Here is a 21783-nt window from a genome sequence, read left to right on the forward strand (position 1 = left end):
TTAAATCACAAAACAAAATATGTTCTCTCTATACTATCTATCAACATTTACTGTATAATTAAAATATCTTAAGTATAACTTGGAGGGAAATCATGTCAGGTGAAAAAATTCTTATAGTAGAAGATGAATTAAAAATTGCAAGATTTCTGGAACTGGAACTAAAATATGAAGGCTATTCAGTTGAGCAGTGTCATGATGGAAGAGAGGGTTTGAATAAAGCTTTAAGTGAAACTTTTGACTTAATACTTCTGGATATAATGCTCCCTTCCATGAATGGCATAGAAGTTCTGAGAAAACTAAGGCAGTCCACTGAAATTCCTGTAATAATGCTTACAGCTAAAGATGAAGTTATTGATAAAGTCATGGGACTTGATATGGGCGCTAATGATTATGTAACAAAGCCCTTTGCCATAGAGGAGCTTCTTGCAAGAATAAGACGCTGTTTAAAATTAAAACCCTCAGCACCAAAAGTATCAAAGATTTTAACTGCAGGAAGTCTTAAAATGGATCTTGAAAAATACACTGTATCCTTTAAGGATAATTCTATAGATTTAACCAAAAGAGAATTTGATCTTCTACAATATCTTTTGAAAAACAAAAATATTGTACTCACCAGAGAAAAGCTAATGGATACAGTATGGGGATATGATTATGTAGGAGATACTAATGTAGTAGATGTATATATAAGATACTTAAGGAGCAAAATTGATGATAGATATCATAAAAAATTAATTCATACGGTTAGAGGAGTAGGCTACCTGTTAAAGGATGATTAACTATGAAGAAAATTCTAGAATTATTTATACAATTTCTTAAGTTTACTATATGGATATATGTAACTATATTTAAAGCCTGTATCAGATTATTTGATGAATTGAGAAAATTAATAATTAAAAAGCTCCGATTTTCCATAACTTTTAAAATAACTGCCACCTATGCTTCAATTTTTGCATTAATGCTTTTATTGTTAAGCACAAGCTTATTAATAGCCTTTACAATATATATGGGTAAAAATTCAGAGGATATAATATATAGAAATTTTAAAATAATTTCATCTGATATAATGAATAGCAAAGGAATCTCCAAAACTTCCATTGATCAGCTTTCTAATCTAGACAATGTATATATAACTATCTTTAATGCTGATTATAAAATTATATATACTACAGAAAAAGATACTAATTCTATAACTTTTTATAAGAAAGACAATATTTCAGGAGTTTATAATTTAAATGAAAACTATTTATTATCTTTGCCTTCTAATATAAATAATACTACTAATTTAAAATCCTCTTATATATATTTAATTTCAAATAATAAGGTTATTTTGAATTCAGAAGATATTTATATTCAGATTAGATATAATTTATATAAAGAAATTCTCAGCTTGTTAATTTTATTTTTTATCTTATTATTTATTAATTCAGTTTTTATTGTAATAATAAGTGCTATTGGGGCTAAAACCAGTAAAAGGTTACTTAAGCCTGTAGATACCATGACAAAAACTGTAAAAAACATCACAGTAAATGCCTTAAACACCCGACTTGATGTAAGTGGCTCTCAGGATGAATTAAAGGATCTAGCGAAAACCTTCAACAGAATGCTTGACAGAATAGAAGCTTCCTATGAAGCTCAAAATCAATTTGTTTCAGATGCTTCTCATGAACTTAGAACACCAATCTCAGTAATACAAGGTTATTCAAATCTATTGTCAAGATGGGGAAAAGGGGATAAAGCAGTTCTTGAAGAATCCATAGAATCCATTAAAACTGAGGCAGAAAATATGAAGGTGTTAATTGAAAAACTTTTATTTTTATCTAGAAGTGATAAAAATACTCAGAAAATAGAAATAGAAACCTTTTATATAAATGAATTGATTGATGAAGTGATAAAAGAGACAAAATTAATTGATAACGACCATGAAATAAAAAATACAATTAATGATAGATTATTAGTTAACGCAGATCCTAAATTAATTAAAGAGGCCTTGAGAATATTTATAGACAATAGCATAAAATATACTCCAGAGAATGGAATAATATCAATAGATTCTTATCAACTAAAAAGTGAACTTATAATTACAATTAAAGATACAGGAATAGGTATTTCAAAGGAAGATCTTCCAAATATATTTAACAGATTTTACAGAGCAGATAAATCCAGGACAAAAAAAACTGGAGGAACCGGTCTTGGTCTCTCCATAGCAAAATGGATTATACTAGCTCATAAGGGTTCAATAGATGTACGTAGTGAACTTAGTGCAGGAACTAAAATAGCCCTGCATTTACCTATAATTAAACTTTAATTATATCATAAATTTTATAGCTTTGTTTTATAGTATTTATAAAGCCTTACCTGTTAATTAATTTGTATAAATACTATAAAACCTTAATATACATTTATAAAATAAACTATTTTGAATATTTTTCATAAAAATTAATTATAATAATTGTTTTTTTAATGCAGGCTCAAAAAAACTAAGGAATTCACTAGAACTATAAAATTGAATATCTTTTGGAAAAGCTTTCATCTTGGAACATATGGATAGTTTATATTCTGGAATGCTATATTCCTTAAAATAATATTTAGAATTATTATATAAGCAGTATAACTCCTTATTAGAATTTCTCGTTAAAGTAAAAGAGTTCATTGGTATATGTAATCCCATACCCTTTGCCTTTATAAGACTTTCTTTAAGTGTCCAAATAGAATAAAAATAATCCAGCTTTTTATTTAATGAAACATTATTATATTCTTCATATTCCTCAGTTGAAAAGACATAATTTGCTGTATTAAGATCTATATCCTTTATGTATTCTATATCTATACCAACACCATAGTTCCCTATAGCACATACCACTAACTCATTGGAGTGTGATATATTATACTCTAAACCTATATAATCCTTAAGAAAGGGTTTTCCGAACTTGTTAACAGTAAAATTTATTTCATGATTCTTTATCTTTAGTTTATTACATATTAAGTATCTTACTAACAGATCACTTACCATTCCTCTTTTTTTATCTTCAGATATTCTAAATCTTAATAATCTCTGTATTTTTTCAGCAGATATATATTTAAAAAATTCATCAAGTATTTTTTCATCTTTAAAATCTCTAATATTCACAGCATATATTTCAAACATTTTTTTCTCCTCTTACAATTACTTTTACAAATATATTATTGCCAATATTGCCTTAAATTTACACTATAGCCTTCTGATTTTATTTCAAATTCAAATAGCTCTCTAGTTATTTATTTTCTTATAAAATGAATTTAATATATTAATTTATTTTACAACTTCCATAATGATTTAATCCCTAGAGACAATGGTATCTATTATTTTTCTCTCCATAACTTCTGCTACTTTATGAATATGCTCTTGAAATTCACCTTTTCTGTACTTGTCTATAAGTTTAAATCTCTGTATCTTTCCACTGGTAGTTTTGGGAATAGATCTTACTGGAATAACTTCATCTACGTTTATATTAATCTTTTCTTCTATTACTGTCTTCACTCCTTCTGCAAAATCTATAAAGTCCTCTATTTTTCTCTTGAAGAGTAAAAATATAATCAATTTATCTTCTTTAATAAATCTATCCTTTAGAGCACAAGCAACTATTCTCCCTGTAGAAATACCTTCTATATCTTCACATTTCTTTTCGATATAATGTGGATAATAAGTTACTCCATTTATTGTAATTACATCCCTTGACCTTCCTACAACAACAATTCTTCCATCCTTTATGAAACCTAAGTCCCCAGTGGAAAGCCAACCATCTTTACTTATAATTTTTTCCGTAAGCTCAGGATTGTTATAGTACTCTTTTGTTACATTGTCTCCACTGATTTGAATATTTCCAAGTCTTCCCTCTTCTAAAACATTTCTATTATCATCTACTATTCTTATATTACAGTGCTTTACACTATAGCCTTCCACTACAAGCTCCATACTTATATCCGATTCTTCATTAGCCTTTAATTCAATAACTTGATTGCCTATATTAAGTGAATCCCTTCTCACATATATACAGGAGAATTCCTCATCTACTGGAGGAAAAGCTACGGCTAAACTGGCATCTGCCATACCATATACAGTATACATAGCGTCTCTTTTTAAATGATAAGGTGACAATTTATACAAAAATTCATTAATTATATCTACGGCTATAGGCTCTGCCCCATTAAATAACTTTCTTATACAGCTTAAATTCCAATCAGTATATATGGTATCCTTAAGCTTATCTAGAAAATACCTAAAGCCAAAATTTGAAGCTGCGGTAATTGTTACTCTGTGTTCATTAATTTTCTTTATCCATAACACTGGATTTTTTACAAATAAAGAAGTTGGCATTAAATACTGATTGATATTAAGAATTAAGGGCAGCATATGAAGACCTATTATTCCCATATCGTGAGTTAAGGGCATCCAGCTGTAAGCACTGTCTTTTTCAGTGCCTCTAAATCCTTCAATAATATCACCTATATTAGTAACTAAATTTTTATGAGTTAAAACAACTCCCTTAGGGTCCCCAGTAGAGCCAGAGGAAAATTGTATAAAAGCTATATCCTCCTGGCCTATAACCTCTATTTTACCTATACCATTTTCCTTAGTTATTGTATCCACAGAAATTGAGCTTTCATCAATTTCCTGTAGAGTATTTTCAAAGCTTGTGCCTATAACAAACTTTTTCAAGTCCTCAAGACATCTTTCATTTACAATTGCCTTTGGATTCTTTAATTGCCTAAATATCTTTAAAACTTTGAAAGCATTTTCTCTATGGGTTACACTGACGGGAACAGGTATTATCTTTCCCAATATGCATGCCCAAAATATATATACAAATAATTTGTTATCTGTGTCTTTAATTTGAATTATAAGTTCATCTCCAGGCTTTAATCCTTCCCTCTGCAGATTATACAATATCTTAAGCGACCCTATATATAGCTGTTTATAAGAAATAAATTCTTCTTTGTCCTCTCCATTTATTAAAAAAATTCCCCTTTCACAATTACTGGCAGCAGATTTAATTAATCCCTCAGCCAAAGTTAATATATTCCCCAAACTTTTCACCCCTCATCTTAATTTGTCTGCATAAACAATTATTATATTTATAATTGTTTATGCAGATACACAATAATTTATTTGGAACTTTTAAAATGTAGATTATTTATGAAAATAGCCTAATTTACTTAAAATTAAAATCCCTGCTGAGCCTTTCATAAGATATCTGCTTTTCATTTATGCTGAGTTCACTTCTGCCCGTAATCTTTATTAATCTAGAATCATCTGAAGAATCTAATACTTCTTTATAATCTGTCATTCTGTCATAATAGGATTCCTCTTCAATAATAATATTTTTATTATAAAATTCATCATATCTATCCATATCTTCCTTAAATTCTGCCTTATAGGTACAATTTTCAAAAGGATAAGATGGCAGAGAAACTTTAAGTACCTTTGGTGGATAGATATTTCTAGGATTATAATCTGCACCACAGATATATAGTTTAGCCAATAGTATTAATATTTCTTTCTCAAAGTTTTTGTTATCAACTTCATTGCATAACTGCAGTAAAATTCCTTCAGTATTTAATTCAGAAATCTCCTCTTTTATACTTTCACTGCTATCTATACATATTATCACTTCATTTTTCTTTACTATTTGATTCAATTTCTTATATATTCTATTCTCATCTAATACATCTTTTATAACAGTAAGCTTTTCTTCACTATCCTTAAATGCTTCAAAATTGGTTATTACATCACAGTTAAAATATGTCTTTCTTTTATTATCCACATCATATACTTTGTCCAGATTAAAATTGCTTACTATAAGGTTCAAAGCCTCTTTTACACTTAAATTTCCCGTTAATACAAGACTGCTTAATATCCCAAACCCCTTTGCAATTATACTTTCAATATCAATCTTTAGATCTTTAAAAATACATACCAGCGCATATTCAAGAGAAAATGCTTCTATTCTTTTCTTTACAGTACCATCTATTTCTTTTGTAGTTTGTATAGTTTTTAGTTCTCCCTCACATTCACTATAGCTTCTATTAAATATCTGAAATCTGTTTTTTAAAATTTCAACTTCATCCTCATTTATATGGATACTTCCATCCAGCAACAAATAACATATATTTCCTCTCTTAGGATTAGCTTTCCCACTGTAAATATCCACTTGCTGCTTTCCCTGTACTGCATAATCCAGTAATGTCAATAATTTTTCTCTAGACTCCGCTATAAAAACACTTCTATGTTTCATTTGCTTTTGGCTACTGTTCATAGTAGCACATATAGAAGATAGGTTTACTTGTGGATTTAGTTCTATATATAGCTTTAATCTTCTTGCAGTATTCTCTATTACAGTTTCACTTTTTCCTGTAAGCTGAAGCATATGCGTCTTCACATTATTAGGTTTCAATTTTGACTGTTCACTTACAGGTGCTTCTTCAAGAATAATATGTGCATTTGTACCCCCAAACCCAAAGGCATTTACTCCCGCTCTTAGAGGATTCTCACCTACTGGCTGCCATACACTGCTTTCTCCACCTACTATAAAAAAAGGTGTTTCATTAAAATTAATATTTGTATTTGGATTTTTATAATTAACAGTAGCTGGCAATTTTCTATTTTTCATAGAAAGCACTACTTTAATAAGACTAACCAAACCTGAAGCTGCAAGCATATGACCTATAGAAGACTTTACGGAACCTATGCCGCAAAATTTCCTTTTATCTGTAAACAGCCTGAAGGCGCTGGTAAGTCCCTGAATTTCTATAGGATCTCCAAGAGGAGTACCTGTTCCATGAGCCTCTATATAGGATATGGTTTCAGGATTGATTTCCGAGTTTCTATAGGCATTTTCTACAGCTTTAGCCTGTCCCATCGGTCTTGGTGCAGTTATTCCTTGAGAATGTCCATCGTTGTTAATAGCAGATCCCTTTATAACTGCATAAATATTATCTCCATCCTCCAATGCCTCTTTAGCAGATTTTATAACTATGGCACTTACTCCTTCTGATAGAACCATTCCATCTGCATCTTTATCAAAAGGACGACATTCCCCTGAAGGAGATATGGCGCTCAATCTGCTCATGGATATAAATGGTACAGAGCTTAAGTTTAAATTTACTCCACCCACAATGGCCATATCACTTTCTTTTCTCTTTATACTTTCACAAGCCATATGCAAAGCTACCAAAGAAGAAGAACATGCAGTATTAATTACAAGACTAGGTCCCATAAGATTGAGGCAATGGCTTACCCTTGCGGCTATTTCATTTAATCCATTTCCAGGTACTGCATCTGCCCTTAATTCTGATGGCTTCAATACATTTATAAGAGTATTTATTATATTCTTCTTTTCCTTATAAGTCATATTATTAAACCAAGTACTTTTTTCAAATTTTTCTTTTAATATTTTATAGTTTCTGTAATTTGAAAAATGCTCCATGTAATTATTTTGTTCCGCCCCTACAAATACCCCTACATTTTCTGTTCTGTATTTTCCAGCATATCCTGCTTCCTGTAATGCTTCAAAGGCAACCTCCAAAAATACTCTTTGCTGCGGATCCATTACCTCTGCTTCCTTTGGTGAAATTCCAAAGAATACAGGATCAAAGTCATAGGCCTTATTTATAAAGCCTCCATATTTAGAATAGGAAGTATTTAAGGAGTCCTTATTCTCATTGTATTCTTCTTCAATAGACCATCTTTCTTCTGGAATCTGCCCTAGGGTTACTTTCCCATTATCTAAAATATCCCAGTATTCCTCTAAATTATCTGCCCCGGGTATTCTAAGTGACATACCTATAATAGCTATATCTCCTATTTTAGTATCTTCTGTTTCCTGAATATCCTCCAAATTAGTAACTTTAACATCTTTAAAATATGATTTTTCTATATGATTTGCCAGAGTCTCTGGTGTCTGATACTCAAATATAATTGTAGGGTACAGCTGCACTTTTAATTCTTTACTTAATTTTTCTATTACTTTTATGGCTCCTACAGAATCCATACCAAGTTCCAAAAAATTCATTCCAATATCAAGTTCGTCTACTGAAATATCCAGCTGTTCTCCTATAATTTTATAGACAATTTCTTTTACTTCCTTAACTGCTAAATAGGATACTTCTTCCGCAGTTGAAAGAGCTATATCTTCTATGATTTTATTCTCAGGTTTTTTTACTATACTCTCTTTTATCAAATCCATTACATGAACATTGCTTTCTCCTGATACAGAAATTGCTTCAATAAATATCTGTGCTGCCTTTTTTGGAGAAAGAGGTTTTAACCCTTGAGCCTTTACAGCATTTCCTGCCGTTTCTCCAAAAACAGCTCCCATACCCTTATTATCCCAAAGAGAATAATTTACAACTATCGTTTTACCTTCTGCTCCTATACCATTTCTATAATTGCTGTAAGCATTCAAATAGGAGTTTGCCGCAGCATATTCCCCTAGTCCCTGTGACCATTTCTTTTTAGAAGCAGACACTGAGGATATCATAACAAAAAATTTTAAAGGTTCTTTCCGTGTAACTAAATCTGTTATAATAGTTCCCTGAAACTTTGGGGCAAATACTTTTTTAAGTATTTCTGTATTCTTATTCAACAATTTGAAGGAAGAATGGTCAAGTACTCCCGCTGCATGAATTACTCCCTGTATACTTCCATACTTATTATCAATTGCATTTATTAGATCTTTCATTTTATCTTTATCAGTTACATCTACCGAAACATACATAACTTCTGCTCCTAGCTTTTCCAAATCACATATTAAATTAATTTTTTCTCTAATATCCTCACTACATTTTTCTTCCCAATATTGTCTTTTAGGAAGAGCAGTTCTTCCCGTAAGTATTAAATTTATATTGGCCTGTTTCGCCAATTCCTTTGCCAGGTCTCCTCCTAGAGAGCTTGTTCCTCCTGTTATTAAATAAGTCTCCCCTGAATTTATCTTCACCTTTTCTATGGAAGGTTTAAATGTGTCTAATTTACGAATAAAGCTTTTATTTTCTCGTATTACTGAAATTCTCTCTGAATCTGATTTACTATTGAATTCATGAAAAAGTCTGTCTGCCGCTTCTACAGCACTTACATATTCATTAATATCTATATCTACTATTTTAGAAGTAATATCTGTATTATCTTCATCTATACTTTGTGCTAGTACTGCTGCTATACTCTGATGCGGCCCTAGAATAGTATCCCTCTTATTAATTAACTGTGCTCTATCCGTAACTACAATTAAATTTATATTCTCTTCTCTTTCTGCTTTAGCTGCCTGAGCAATATTAAATATGCTATATACACTTTCCTGAAGCAATTTATCTTTTGAAAGGACAAGGTCTTCTTCATTAAAATCACTGTAAGGCAAATTCCAAAGGTGTATAATGGCAGACAAATTATGAGGTAAATTTTTTATAATATTTATGTAGTCTTCTTTTTTATCTGGATTTACAATAAATTTATTCTTTCCCTCATATTTAAATTCTTCTCCTGCTTCTACAAAATAAATTGGATTTCTTTCCTGATTAAATCTTCTTGAAATTTCATTTCCTATACCCTTAGAGTCACTAAAAATTATTACTGCACCAGGATCTATTTTTTTCTCAGGTATCTCTGCTGCCTCCTGCCAATGCCATCTATAAAACCATCTATCTGCTAAATTTCTATTTCCAAACTTAGGTCCATAGATTTTTCTTTGAAAAGGATATGAAGGCAGATGAATTCTTTTGTAAGAGAAATTTTTATAGAAAACTTCCCAATTTATTTTTACTCCTGCAGAATATAGATTTCCAAGAGTCCCAAGAAAAACTTCCCAATTGTCCTTTTTTCGATTAACCGTAGGTAAAATATTAAAATCTTCTCCAATTAACACTCCCTTTGTCATACTGGTTAAAGTCTTATCCGGACCAGCTTCTATAAAAGTATTTACTCCCTTGTCTCTAATGAATTTAATGCTTTGCTCAAATTTAACAGAACTTAATATATGCTTAAGCCAATATTCCGTGTCAAAAGGCTTATCTATAAAGGCAGCAGTTATATTTGACACTATGGGTATAGATGGTTTTTTAAACTCTATGCCCTCAATTTCCTCTTGAAATTCCTTAAGTATAGATTCCATAAGCGGTGTATGAAAGGCTTGAGATACCTTTAACCTTTTACATACTATATTATTTTTTTCAAGAATACTTATAAATTCATCTACACTTTTAGAAACTCCGGAAATAACCTGATGATTCCCATTATAGGCAGCTATCCAAACCTCCTTATTAAAACTATTGATTAAAGCTTCAAGCTTATCTCCAGTAACAAATACTGCTGCCATAGCTCCAGGTATTTTTAAACTATTCATAAGCTTTCCTCTGGTAGAAACTATCTTTGCTGCATCTTTAAGCTCCACAACTCCTGCAATACATGCAGCAACCCATTCTCCTATACTGTGTCCAAGCACACAGTAAGGCTTAACTCCAAGCTCCATAATAAATCTTCCAAGAGAATAATCCAGAGTAAAAACTACAGGCTGAGTTATATTAGTCTGTGCCAGTATTTTTTCATCTGCTTCATCACCATATATAAGATCAGTTATTTTTTCACCAAGATAAGGATAAAAAGCTTCTGAACACATATCAACATATTTTTTAAACTTAGGGATAAAGCTATATAACTCTTTTGCCATTCCCACATACTGACAACCCTGTCCTGTAAACATCAATGCTATTTTAGGTGATTTTTCTATCGGAGTCTTTATCCCTATATGCTTATCAAGCTTTTCAATTAAATCTTTCACAGAATTCGCAGCAATGCTGTCTCTATACTTTAAAGATGCATTTTTCATATTTTCTGTATAACATATATCTTCTAGAGTATAGTTGATATTTTGTTTCAAAAATACAGATAAATTCCATATCTTATCATTTAAAGCCTTTTCTGTATGAGCTGTTAAGCATAAAACCTGTTTAGAAATAGTTTTTTCTTCTTGTGAAGAACTTTTCATTTCTTCAGGAACCCCTTCCAAAAGCATATGACAATTTGTACCTCCGAATCCAAAAGAATTAATAGCCGCTCTTCTTTTTCCACTTTCACTTGATTTCCACTTCTTTGAATTTTGGGTAAAATAAAAGGGGGTTTCTGAAAATTTAATCATTGGATTAGGCTCATTTAAATTTACATTTGGAGGTATAATTTTGTTCTTTAATGCTAAAACCACCTTTATAAAGCTGGCAATTCCTGCTGCATTTAATAGATGTCCAATATTGGCTTTTACAGAACCAATTGCAATGGATTGATTTTCCAGTTTCCATTCATTAAAAGCCTGTGCAATTGCTCTAACCTCACTTGAATCTCCTATTTTAGTACCTGTACCATGGGCCTCCACATACTGTATTTCTCTAGGATCTATATTTTCTCTTTTATAGAGAGCTTCAATTACTCTTTTCTGTCCATCAGGGTTTGGAGCCATAACACCTATAGAGTGACCATCATTATTTACTGCACTGCCCTTTATAACTGCTAAAATTTCATCTTTATCATCTATTGCTCTGCTAAGGGGTTTTAGAAGTACTAATCCACCTCCTTCTCCTGGTACAAAACCGTCTGCTCCAGAATCAAATACCTTTGATTCACCAGTTTTTGATAAAGCCCCTGCACTACTGAAATATATGTAAGGTGTAGGAGTTAATAAAAGATTTATGCCTCCAGCTACAGCCATTTCGCATTCACTTTTTCTTAAAGCATCACAGGCCATGTGAATTGTAACTAGAGCAGAGGAGCAGGCCGTGTCTACAGTAAGGCTTGGTCCCTTTAAATTAAATTCCTGAGAGGCTCTTGCCGCTACCATATTTAAAATATTGTCTACTAATAAATTAGGATGCTCTTTTGTATATCCAAAATTATTTTCCCACTCTTCCATAAAAGATTTTTTTTCATACTCTGAAAAGCTATTAAAGCTCGTAAATTCCCTTATATTATTCATATTCAATGTATTAAGATGATATTCAAAATAATTATTTATACCCGTACCTACAAATATTCCTATGTTTCTGCTATTTACTGACTCTTTTGAATAACCTGCATTTTCAAATACCTCATATACAAGCTCCAGCATAATGCGCTGCTGAGGATCCATAATTTCTGCTTCTTCACTGGAAATATTAAAAAATTCATCATCAAAAGCATAAGGATTATCTATAAATCCACCTGTTTTACAGTAGGTTTTACCATGCTTCTTATCTTTATCATAGTATTTATCTATATTCCATCTATCGTAAGGTATTTCGCTGATACTGTTTTTTCCTTTTTCTAAATTATTCCAGAATTCTTCTGGATTTTTTGCTTCGGGGAAACGACATGCTAAAGATATTACTGCTATATCTTCACTTTCTAACCTGTTGTATTTCTTCAAAGTTATTTCTCTTTTCTCATCTTCTTTTAATAAATTTTCTGAATTGTTACTGTTTATGAAATTAAGAAGATATTCCTTCATTTCATTTATAGTAGAACATTTAATCAATATGTCATGACTTAAAGTTATACTAAATTCCTCTTCAAGATAATTTAACAGTTGTATTGCCTTAATTGAATTGCCTCCAAGTGTAAGAAATGGTCTGTTAAAAGGAATGCTTTCCGGATTAATCTCCAGCACTTTCCCCCAAATATTCCTTATTATATTTAAATAGGTATCTTGTTCTATACCTTCTTTCTCTAATATTTTATTTTTATTCCTATCATTTAAATTTTCATTAATCAACAACTCTTTGGCAGTATAAGTACTATCTGTATACTGCTCATTCTTGAAGTTTTCTAGTAATGCAAAACGCTTTATTTTTCCACTAGCTGTCTTTGGAATATCCTTAACTAAAACCAAATAATCTATATTCATTCCCATAATTTCATTTACAAAGGCAATAATTTTACAGTGGAATTCAGCTTCACCAGATAGTCCTGAAAAAAGTGCTACTTTTTCACTCTTCTCTTTTTCGTCCTGCCAGGCACATATGGCTATTTTGCCAGGTTCTACTTCTTCCAGTGATTCAATTCTATTTTCCAAATCATGAGCATAAAAATTTTGACCATTTACAAATATAATATCCTTCATTCTACCTGTGATACTAAGACGATTATTCACTACAAATCCCATATCCCCTGTGCTGAACCATCCATTATTAAAAACTTCACTGTTAAGCTCTGAATTATTCAAATATCCTGGAGTTATATTTCTTCCTTTAATTTGAATTTCTCCTATTATTTTTTCAGGAACAATTTCACCTGTAAAGTTTATAATTCTAAGTTCCATTCCATCTACTACATAACCTAAATCTGCAATTAGAATCGAATCACTGTTGTCACTTTTGTTTATTACTGCTTTCAATTCTATTCCCATAATTTTTCTGCTTAAATTATGATGCATTGGATCTTTATCTAAAGGCGAAAGAGTTATAGTTAAAGACGCCTCTGCCATACCATAGGCTTGAATCATACTACTTCTCCTTAAACCACATACAGAAAGTTTGTCTAAAAATATCTTTACTAAAGAGGTAGAAATTGGTTCCGCACCATTTATAATAAGTCTTAAAGAAGTTAAATTCCAGAATTTTAAATTTTCTTCTTTCATTCTGCTCAGCAGTAGTTTATAGCCAAAACTAGGAGAACAGGTTACTGTTCCCTTATGCTTTGAAATTAAATCCATCCACAAAATAGGATTTTTAATGAAACTTAAGGTAGGTATATTGATAATTTTTGCTGATACAGCCACCTCTGCAATATGAAAGCCAATTAGTCCCATATCATGACTGAAGGGCATCCAGCTAACTATGGTATCTTCAGCACATAGTCTTACTCCCTTTACCATAGATTCTACATTTATCAATATATTTTCATGGGTTAATACTACTCCTTTTGGAGTATTTGTACTTCCCGAACTGAATTGTATAAATGCCGGTGAATTAACCTCTCCAAGATTAATAGTGCCCTTCTTATCTCCTGTTTTTGTTTCATCAGTATTAATAATTTTCATAGATTTAAGATCAAAACTTTTTTTAAAAGAATTATAATTTTCTTTCATCTTTCCATCTATAATAAGTACTGGTTCTTTAAGCTGTTTCCATATAGCTGCTATCTTCTCTGAAACTGCATTCCCTCTAGTAAAAACCGTTGGATGGGTAAGGGGAACAGGTATTATTCCACCTAAAATACACCCCCAAAAATTCACTACAAAATCTATACTTTCATCTATGACAAATATAGCATATTCACCTTTTTTAATTCCTAACCTTTGTAAAATACCCAATGCATTATAGGCTTTGTCTAAAATATCCTTATAGGAAAGATAGACTTCTCTTCCATCCTCCTCTACAAATACAATACCATTATTAATTTTACTTTTAGCTGCTTCAATAAGTAGATTTGCAAGATTACCTTTATTATAGTATATGTTCTCTATAGGTTTCCCCTTTAAAATTGACAATTTAACATCATCTTTAATGTTTTCTTTTTTACTCATCTCTTTTTCCCCCAAAATTTATAAAATTAAAACTTATATTGTAGATAATAAAATTATCTTTTTAATAAAAACATTAAGTTTCCTGCACTTGTGATCTATTTACCCTTAAAAATAAATGAGGTAAAAGTGCAATTAAAAGTATTACGCTTAAACTAAATAGATAGTTATTACCTAATCTATCCATAGCAAGGGAAGATACGGCAGGTCCTGCTGCACAGCCAAAACTATAGAAAAAAGTAAAATCAGAAGCAGCTGATATTATCTCCTCTTTATTCAATCCTTGTATCCCAATAGCCATAGAAACAGGATATATGGCCCCTATGCCAATTCCGCATATAAAAGAAAAAAACAATTTATAAGTAAATCCATCAAATTCAATTATTCCCATAAAACCTATTAAGGATATAATTACTCCTATTATAAGTCCCTTTTCTCTTCCTATCCTATCGCTAGTATAGCTTATGGGTATTGTTCCTACTATGCCTCCAATTACAAACATTCCCAGTGCATATCCCATTTGTGAAAGAGTAAAATTATATTTAAAAAGAAAAATTGGATACATAGAGGCAATAGTATTTTCTATAAAGCCATAGGAAAAAGCCCCCTGAAGTGAAAGAGATATTCTTTTTATTATGTCTCCCTTTGACTCTCCATATATAAAAAGCTTAACTTTTATCTTAAGAATTACAATGAAAGCTGCTATGATAAGGGACAATGCTCCTGCTGCAAAAGACATATATATATTCATTTCATAAAGCTTAGGTCCACCTATAGTCCCTAATGCAAAACCAAAAGCAAAGAATAATGTATAAATTCCGCTTACCAATCCTCTTATAGAATCATTTGCAAAACTATGAAGAGCTGTCTGAGTTCCTACCAGATGAAAACTAACGCCAAATCCCATTACCGCCATAAGAATAAGCCACAATATACCTCCAGAAATAAACGGGAAAAGTATAGTACATACTGAACTTATAATTAATCCTACCGCAATAAGCTTTCTGAGATCTTTATTTTTCATCTTTTTATTTATAAATACAGTTCCTAAAGCTACTGCTAAAAAATATATGGAAGCAATAATTCCAATAAGCAGCTCACTTACATTGTTTTTTAACATATGAGTAGAGGTAAGGGGGATTATTATACCTATGGCACTTCCAATAAGCAGTGCCATTAGATATATCACCCATTTATTATTGTTAAATATTTTATCTATTTTCATATTTTCACTCATTAGAAATACCTCCTGATTATAAGCAATGTTCAATCAGCGAATATCACTTGATGAGAGTTTATATTCTCATCAAGCCTAACTTTTGTATTCTATGATTATTTCCTGTAGTCTAAAATTCCTTGAAGCATACTCATCTGCTGTGAGCCAAACCAATGCATATCTTGTTTTCCATATACCTGAATATTCTCTCCATTTATACAATCTGCATTCTCTGAAGCTAAAAACATAACTACTCCTGCTACTTTCTCCGGTGCTATAGCCTTTGATTTGAGAGCTGACGGTATCATACCCGTATCTACTAATGCAGGACAAACTGCATTAACCTGAATGTTGTAGAGCTTTAATTCCTCAGAAAGAGCTTTAGTAAGCCCTAGAACTCCATGCTTAGAAGCGGCATAGGCAGTCATAAGAGGATATCCTATCAAGGAAGAATCTGAGCCTATATTTATTATTTTCCCGCCTCTTTCCTTAATCATAAAAGGTGTCACAGCATAACAAAGATTGTAAGTACCAAATAAATTTGTATTTATTATTTCTCTCCACTCTTCTGGATCAGTATCTACTAGAGAAGACATTTTTGTAATACCTGCATTATTTACAAGAATATCTATTTTACCGAATCTGTCTATTAATGAATTTATCATACTTTTTATTTCTTGAAGATTGGTTATATTTGCTTCTACAGCATAGGCTTCTCCGCCAAAGCTTCTGATTTCTTTTACAACCTGCTGAAGCTTTGAGCCAGTTCTTCCTGTTATAATTACAGCAGCTTCTTCCTTTGCCATATTTAAAGCAATGGCTCTTCCTATACCAGTTCCTCCTCCAGTTATAACTGCAACTTTATTTGAAAGCTGTCCTTTAGTATTGTTTTTAATAAATTCTCCTACATTTTTTTCAAAATCCAAAGAAACTTCCGAAAGCATTATTTCTAAATCAGAAATATACCTGTTTCCTAATTTCTTAATAGTCAGTGCATTAAATAGATTATCCGAATATTCAAGTTCTACCACCAAATTTCCATCAACTATGGAGAAGAAAATTTCCAATAGAGCTGTTCTCTTTTGATGAGGTAGAGAAAATCTTCTATCCATATTCTCCCTCGCAAATTCAATGGATTTAAATACAGGAATTTTCCTATTTCCCAGATAATTTGCCCTAATAGGAGTTAACTTAAAATCAGGATACATATAAAAAGGCAGATTTTCTGAAATAAGATCATAGCTTACTCCTTTCAAAGGAACTTCATCAAATTGATTTTTTATTTTCTCTACTAAAGTTTTTATTTCATCTCTTTCTTCTACCTTAACTCCAAGTGGAAAATTCACTGCAAAATCTCCCGCAGTTTCAAAGAAGTAATCATTACTAAAATCTCTTCCGTTAACTCTATGACTTATAATTACATTTGAACTGTTATAGGTTTTACTTAAAACCCTATATAAAGGTGCCAGCAGTATTGAATACACATTGGCATTAAAATATTTCTTTGCCTTTCCAAGAAGTATTGAAGATAATTCTTTACCCAGATTGAATTTTTCCGTAACAGAGGATGATTCATCATTAGGTCCTTTATTGCAATCAAAAGGTATATTGAACTGACAATCTTCTGTTGAAAATTTATTTTTCCAGTAACCAATGAACCTTTCACCATTAGTTCGTTTTTCTATATCCATAGCTTCAACAAAATCTATATAGGATTTTCTACTTTCCTCTTTTTTCAATAAGGATTTTCCTGAAATAATTGAAGCATATATCCTCCAAATATCCTGAAATAATATTCCATTGGTAATTATATCCGATATAAGATGATGACCAATCACGGATATATCATAGGAGATTTCAGATATTTTAACTACTATTACCTTCCATAAGGGCCATTTATCAACTTTTAATTTCTCAACGGTTTTTACTATCATCCCTTCTATATTTTTATCTCTATGGTTCTTTGAAAGCTTTGATCCATCGTAAAAATCAGCCTCTGCTGTTAGATCCTCTGAAAGAATTTTCTGCACCCATTTATTTTTTTGCCTTACAAGTTCACATCTAAGTATTTCATGCTTTTTTGTAAGTATTGTAAGTGCTCTGTTAAAGTCCTTAAAATCCAAGGGTTGATTAAAGGTAAATCTTGTGAAACCTGCCCATTGATAAGGATATTCAAAATACTCCATAAGCCACTTTTGAGCAGGTGCTAAAGGCAATATTTTTCCTGCATCTGTTCTTGTAATAGTTGATTCCACATTTAATTCATTATACTTAAATCTCTCATTATTTTTTTCACTTTCATTTCTATACTCCATTTCATTGATGGAAATATCAGAGCTAATTCTATCTTCATTTGAAAAAGAAATATATGGATTAGAATAACTATTACACAAGTTTATCAAGGCTTTTCTGTCAGTTTTGCCATTTGGTGTTTTAGGTAAATTATCTATAATTCTTATCTCATGAGGTACCATGTGCTTTGGAAGTTTACTGCCTACAAATGATTTTATATCAATATCCTCTACTTTATTTCCAACTATAAAACCTATGAGTTTTTTATTTCCATTTCCATAGTCTGCAGCTATTACTGCCCCTTCCTTTACTCCAGGATGGCTGTGAATAATAGCTTCTATCTCTCCTAACTCTACTCTAAACCCTCTTATTTTTACTTGACTATCTATGCGTCCATGATATTCATACTCTCCCTTAGTATTTTTAGAGGTTAAATCACCAGTTCTATATAGATATTCTCCTGGTATATATTTAAATGGATTTGGTTTAAAGAATTCAGAAGTTTTTTCAGGATTATTAAGATATCCTTTTGCAAGCTGTATACCTCCAATCCAAAGTTCACCAATTTCTCCCTGGGGAAGTTCTCTCATATTTTCATCAAGATTAAGTATATATACATTATCAACTGATTTACCTATAGGAATACTTGTTTCACCATCAGCTCCCGGCCTTTTTTCTATTAAATGGCAGGTTACATCAATAGACGCTTCTGTAGGCCCGTATAAATTAGCCAATCCAATTCTCATTCCATATTTATCTATCCACTTTTGCATAAAAGACATAGGCAATGCTTCACCACTGTAAATAAGCCATCTCAAATCATTAAATTCATAATTGTCATACTCTATAGCATGAATAAACTCACCGAACAAAGATGGCACAAAATGCATGACATTAATTCTGTTTTCCATGATCCATTCAGCTAATCTCCATGGATTCTTTACAATATCCTTTCTTACAGGGCATACAGTACCACCATACATCAAGGGCCAGAACAATTCCCAAACAGATATGTCAAAACAGCAAGAGGTTTTCTGAGCAACTTTTTCTCCAACCTTCAAATTAAACATCTTTTGATGCCAAAGAAGCCTATTCATATAACCTTCATGGCTCAGCATAACGCCTTTAGGATTTCCAGTGGAACCTGATGTATAGATAATAAGCATTAAATCCTCAGGATTATTTATATATTCAGGAACTTTTTCTGAAGCCTCTTCCCATATATATTTTTCTATCTGTACAAAACTTACCTTATCCTTTATAATTTCACCTTCATCTAAAAACACAATTCCCTGAACACTGTTATTATCTTTGAGTACACTTGTAAGCTCTTCTTTTAGCTCCTGTTCTGTAAGAAGTATCTGTATTTTTGCATGGTTAAGTATATACTTAATGCGCTCTGAAGGGTAAGCCGCATCTATAGGTACATAAGCCGCTCCTGACTTAAGTATTCCAAGCATACCTATTAGCATATTAGGTCCAGGTAAAACCATAATCCCAACCAGAGCTCCCTTTGTAATTCCCTGTGTTCTCAAATAATTGGCAATTTTATTAGATAGTATGTCCAATTCTCCATAGGTAACTGACTGTTCCTCATAACTTATAGCAATAGTATTGGGGGTTGCTTTACACTGCTTTGCTATTTTCATATAAGGTATATTAACGCTTTCTTCTATATTATCATTTGATTTTGAACTCTTATAAGAGACAATATTTTGCTGAAAGTTCATATCTTTATGTATATTTAAAATTATTTCTCTCAAACTTCTGCATTCAAACAGAGAATTTCTATCTGTACCTCTATAATTCTTGATTAATCTTGTAATAATACGTATACGCTGTAATGAATCCATTCCCAATTCTGCTTCCAAATCCCTATCCATATCACTGCTAGAAATTTTTGAAGAACACACCTCATTAAATACATTACAAACTTCATCAATTATATTAGATTTATAACTTGTCATATTATTAACATTTTTTATTTCCTTAACTTCATAAAATGCTATAATTTCAATATTATTTATAAAATTATTTATGAATTTATCTATATCTTCCCTGTTAAATAAACAGCTGTCATAATTGGAAGATATGAAAAGTCTTCCTTGAAATATCTCTATAAGATTGTCAATAGCCCCTGCATTGGTAGAGGTATATGATTCATAATCATATACTTCTATATTCCCATACTTGCTTTCTATCTTTGTATTTCCCACAAAGGATAAATATAAATTAGATTTTAGACTTCCTCTTATAAAGCCCGCAATAATAGATGACATTTCTCCTTGCCTTAGCATTTCTTTGTTTTTTATTTCCTCTGCTGCTTCACAGGTCTGTGCTCTGTCAAATCCAGCTGACAATGCGTTCTTTATTTCCAAATCTACGTTTTTTACAAATCTTTCTATGGAGTGCCCATCTATGTCCAAAGCATCAAAACTTAAGGCTAAATTCTGGGCAAAACATCCAATCATTTCTGATGCGTCAACACTAGGATATACTTTTCCCCCTGTAGGTAAATTTAGTATTATATTTCTATCTTCTTTTGAATGTTCTTTGATTGTTTTTAAATAGGCACTGACAATTAGTGTGAATAAGGATACTCTCCATTTTTTTATAGCTGCAAAAATTCTGTTCATAGTTTTATTGTCAATACTGTATTTTATACTTTTTACTTTAGCAAAATTATTATCTGCTTTTCTACTACCATTGGGATTAAAAAAATATTTGCTTTTACCCTGATTTTTCAAATATTTGTGAAATTGATTTATTTCCTTATTATCTTTCCAAAAATTGATTTTTTCAGTTATTTCATTATAGTATGAGGAGGATATTTCTTTTTCAAAATGAAATTCTATTCCCAGCACCTTGCCTCTATATATTTCAAGAAGTTCCCTTATTATTTGCTGATTTCCAAGCCCATCAGAAATGAGATGGCTGTTAGAGAATATTATTTCATACTCAAAATTCTTAATTTGAATAACTTTAATATTATGAAGAGGCCATTTAAAAATATTGATTCTTTCATTTATTATTTCTTCAAATTTACTACCCATATATTGTTCTTGTTCACATTGATTAAAATTTCTTATATCATGAACAGAAATTTCTGGTGGTACAATATAATCTGACAGTAAAAACTTATATTCCTTAAAGGACTTTGCCTCTGGTGCCGCCTTAAAGTATGCCTGCAGTATACTATGTTTATTTATAAGTTCTCTCCAGCTTTCCCACAAATAATTTATATTAAGATTCCCCTTTAACCTTACACCATTACATATTGTTATAGTTCCTACTGCAAAATAAGATGCTAAAAAAGGATATTGTGCATTTAATATTTCAAGACTTTTTCCATCTCCTTTGTGTCCTCTTTGCAAATATTCCTGTTTCTCTATTATTTCCTTAACTTCTCTGCTGATATTTTCTCCAGTAGAATTCCATATTTCAAAAACTTCTATTATATCTCCTATAGTGTCTAAAATCATTAAAGAATTTACAGGATTTTTTTTCATGAAATCCTCAACTTGATTTTCAGGTATTAATTTCATAAGTTCATTCATTAGAGTTACCATTTTTATTGAATCAAAGCCCAAATCACCTTCAAGATACATATCTTTTTCCAGATCCTTTGGATTATGTCCTGTAATATTTGAAATTATATGTAGAATATCCTGTGCAGTTTTACTCAATTGACCATTCATTATATTAATCACCTCTCAAATTTTAAATATACTCTGTATTATCTGTCACTAGCCCTGTACAGGCTAC

General features: G+C 31.2%; 7 protein-coding genes. 2 read left to right on the forward strand and 5 right to left on the reverse strand.

Annotated elements, in window-relative coordinates; translation table 11 throughout:
- Window positions 1–92 precede the first annotated feature (92 nt).
- Window positions 93–776 carry a response regulator transcription factor gene (locus tag CLPA_RS14245; protein ID WP_003443247.1) on the forward strand — a complete coding sequence of 228 codons (684 nt, stop codon included), beginning with the start codon at window positions 93–95 and terminating at the stop codon, window positions 774–776.
- A 2-nt stretch (window positions 777–778) separates the two neighbouring features.
- Window positions 779–2305 carry a sensor histidine kinase gene (locus CLPA_RS14250; protein WP_003443248.1) on the forward strand — a complete coding sequence of 509 codons (1527 nt, stop codon included), beginning with the start codon at window positions 779–781 and terminating at the stop codon, window positions 2303–2305.
- A 135-nt stretch (window positions 2306–2440) separates the two neighbouring features.
- Here the strand turns inward: CLPA_RS14250 and CLPA_RS14255 are convergent, their stop codons facing one another.
- The 5 genes from CLPA_RS14255 to CLPA_RS14275 all read right to left on the reverse strand — a co-directional run bounded on the left by CLPA_RS14255 (window position 2441) and on the right by CLPA_RS14275 (window position 21716).
- Window positions 2441–3145, reverse strand: coding sequence for a 4'-phosphopantetheinyl transferase family protein (locus tag CLPA_RS14255; protein ID WP_003443250.1), 705 nt, complete (start codon window positions 3143–3145; stop codon window positions 2441–2443).
- A 168-nt stretch (window positions 3146–3313) separates the two neighbouring features.
- Window positions 3314–5065, reverse strand: a complete 1752-nt coding sequence (locus CLPA_RS14260; protein WP_003443252.1) for an AMP-binding protein — start codon at window positions 5063–5065, stop codon at window positions 3314–3316.
- 124 nt (window positions 5066–5189) lie between these two features.
- The gene (locus CLPA_RS14265; protein ID WP_003443254.1) at window positions 5190–14513 is read right to left on the reverse strand and encodes a type I polyketide synthase; all 9324 of its coding nucleotides are present in this window, start codon (window positions 14511–14513) and stop codon (window positions 5190–5192) included.
- A 73-nt stretch (window positions 14514–14586) separates the two neighbouring features.
- A complete protein-coding gene (locus CLPA_RS14270; RefSeq protein WP_003443256.1) occupies window positions 14587–15747 on the reverse strand; it encodes an MFS transporter in 1161 nt (386 codons plus the stop codon).
- Between the two features lie 95 nt (window positions 15748–15842).
- A complete protein-coding gene (locus CLPA_RS14275; protein ID WP_003443258.1) occupies window positions 15843–21716 on the reverse strand; it encodes a non-ribosomal peptide synthetase in 5874 nt (1957 codons plus the stop codon).
- Window positions 21717–21783: the final 67 nt, after the last annotated feature.

The organism is Clostridium pasteurianum DSM 525 = ATCC 6013 (genome assembly GCF_000807255.1).
Classification (GTDB): Bacteria; Bacillota; Clostridia; order Clostridiales; family Clostridiaceae; genus Clostridium_I; species Clostridium_I pasteurianum.

What these genes read in the sequence shown, in the direction of transcription:
- CLPA_RS14245 (WP_003443247.1), top strand. Translation starts at nt 93, where the DNA reads ATGTCAGGTGAAAAAATTCTTATAGTAGAAGATGAATTAAAAATTGCA.
- CLPA_RS14250 (WP_003443248.1), top strand. Translation starts at nt 779, where the DNA reads ATGAAGAAAATTCTAGAATTATTTATACAATTTCTTAAGTTTACTATA.
- CLPA_RS14255 (WP_003443250.1), bottom strand. Translation starts at nt 3,145, where the DNA reads ATGTTTGAAATATATGCTGTGAATATTAGAGATTTTAAAGATGAAAAA.
- CLPA_RS14265 (WP_003443254.1), bottom strand. Translation starts at nt 14,513, where the DNA reads ATGAGTAAAAAAGAAAACATTAAAGATGATGTTAAATTGTCAATTTTA.
- CLPA_RS14270 (WP_003443256.1), bottom strand. Translation starts at nt 15,747, where the DNA reads ATGAGTGAAAATATGAAAATAGATAAAATATTTAACAATAATAAATGG.
- CLPA_RS14275 (WP_003443258.1), bottom strand. Translation starts at nt 21,716, where the DNA reads ATGAATGGTCAATTGAGTAAAACTGCACAGGATATTCTACATATAATT.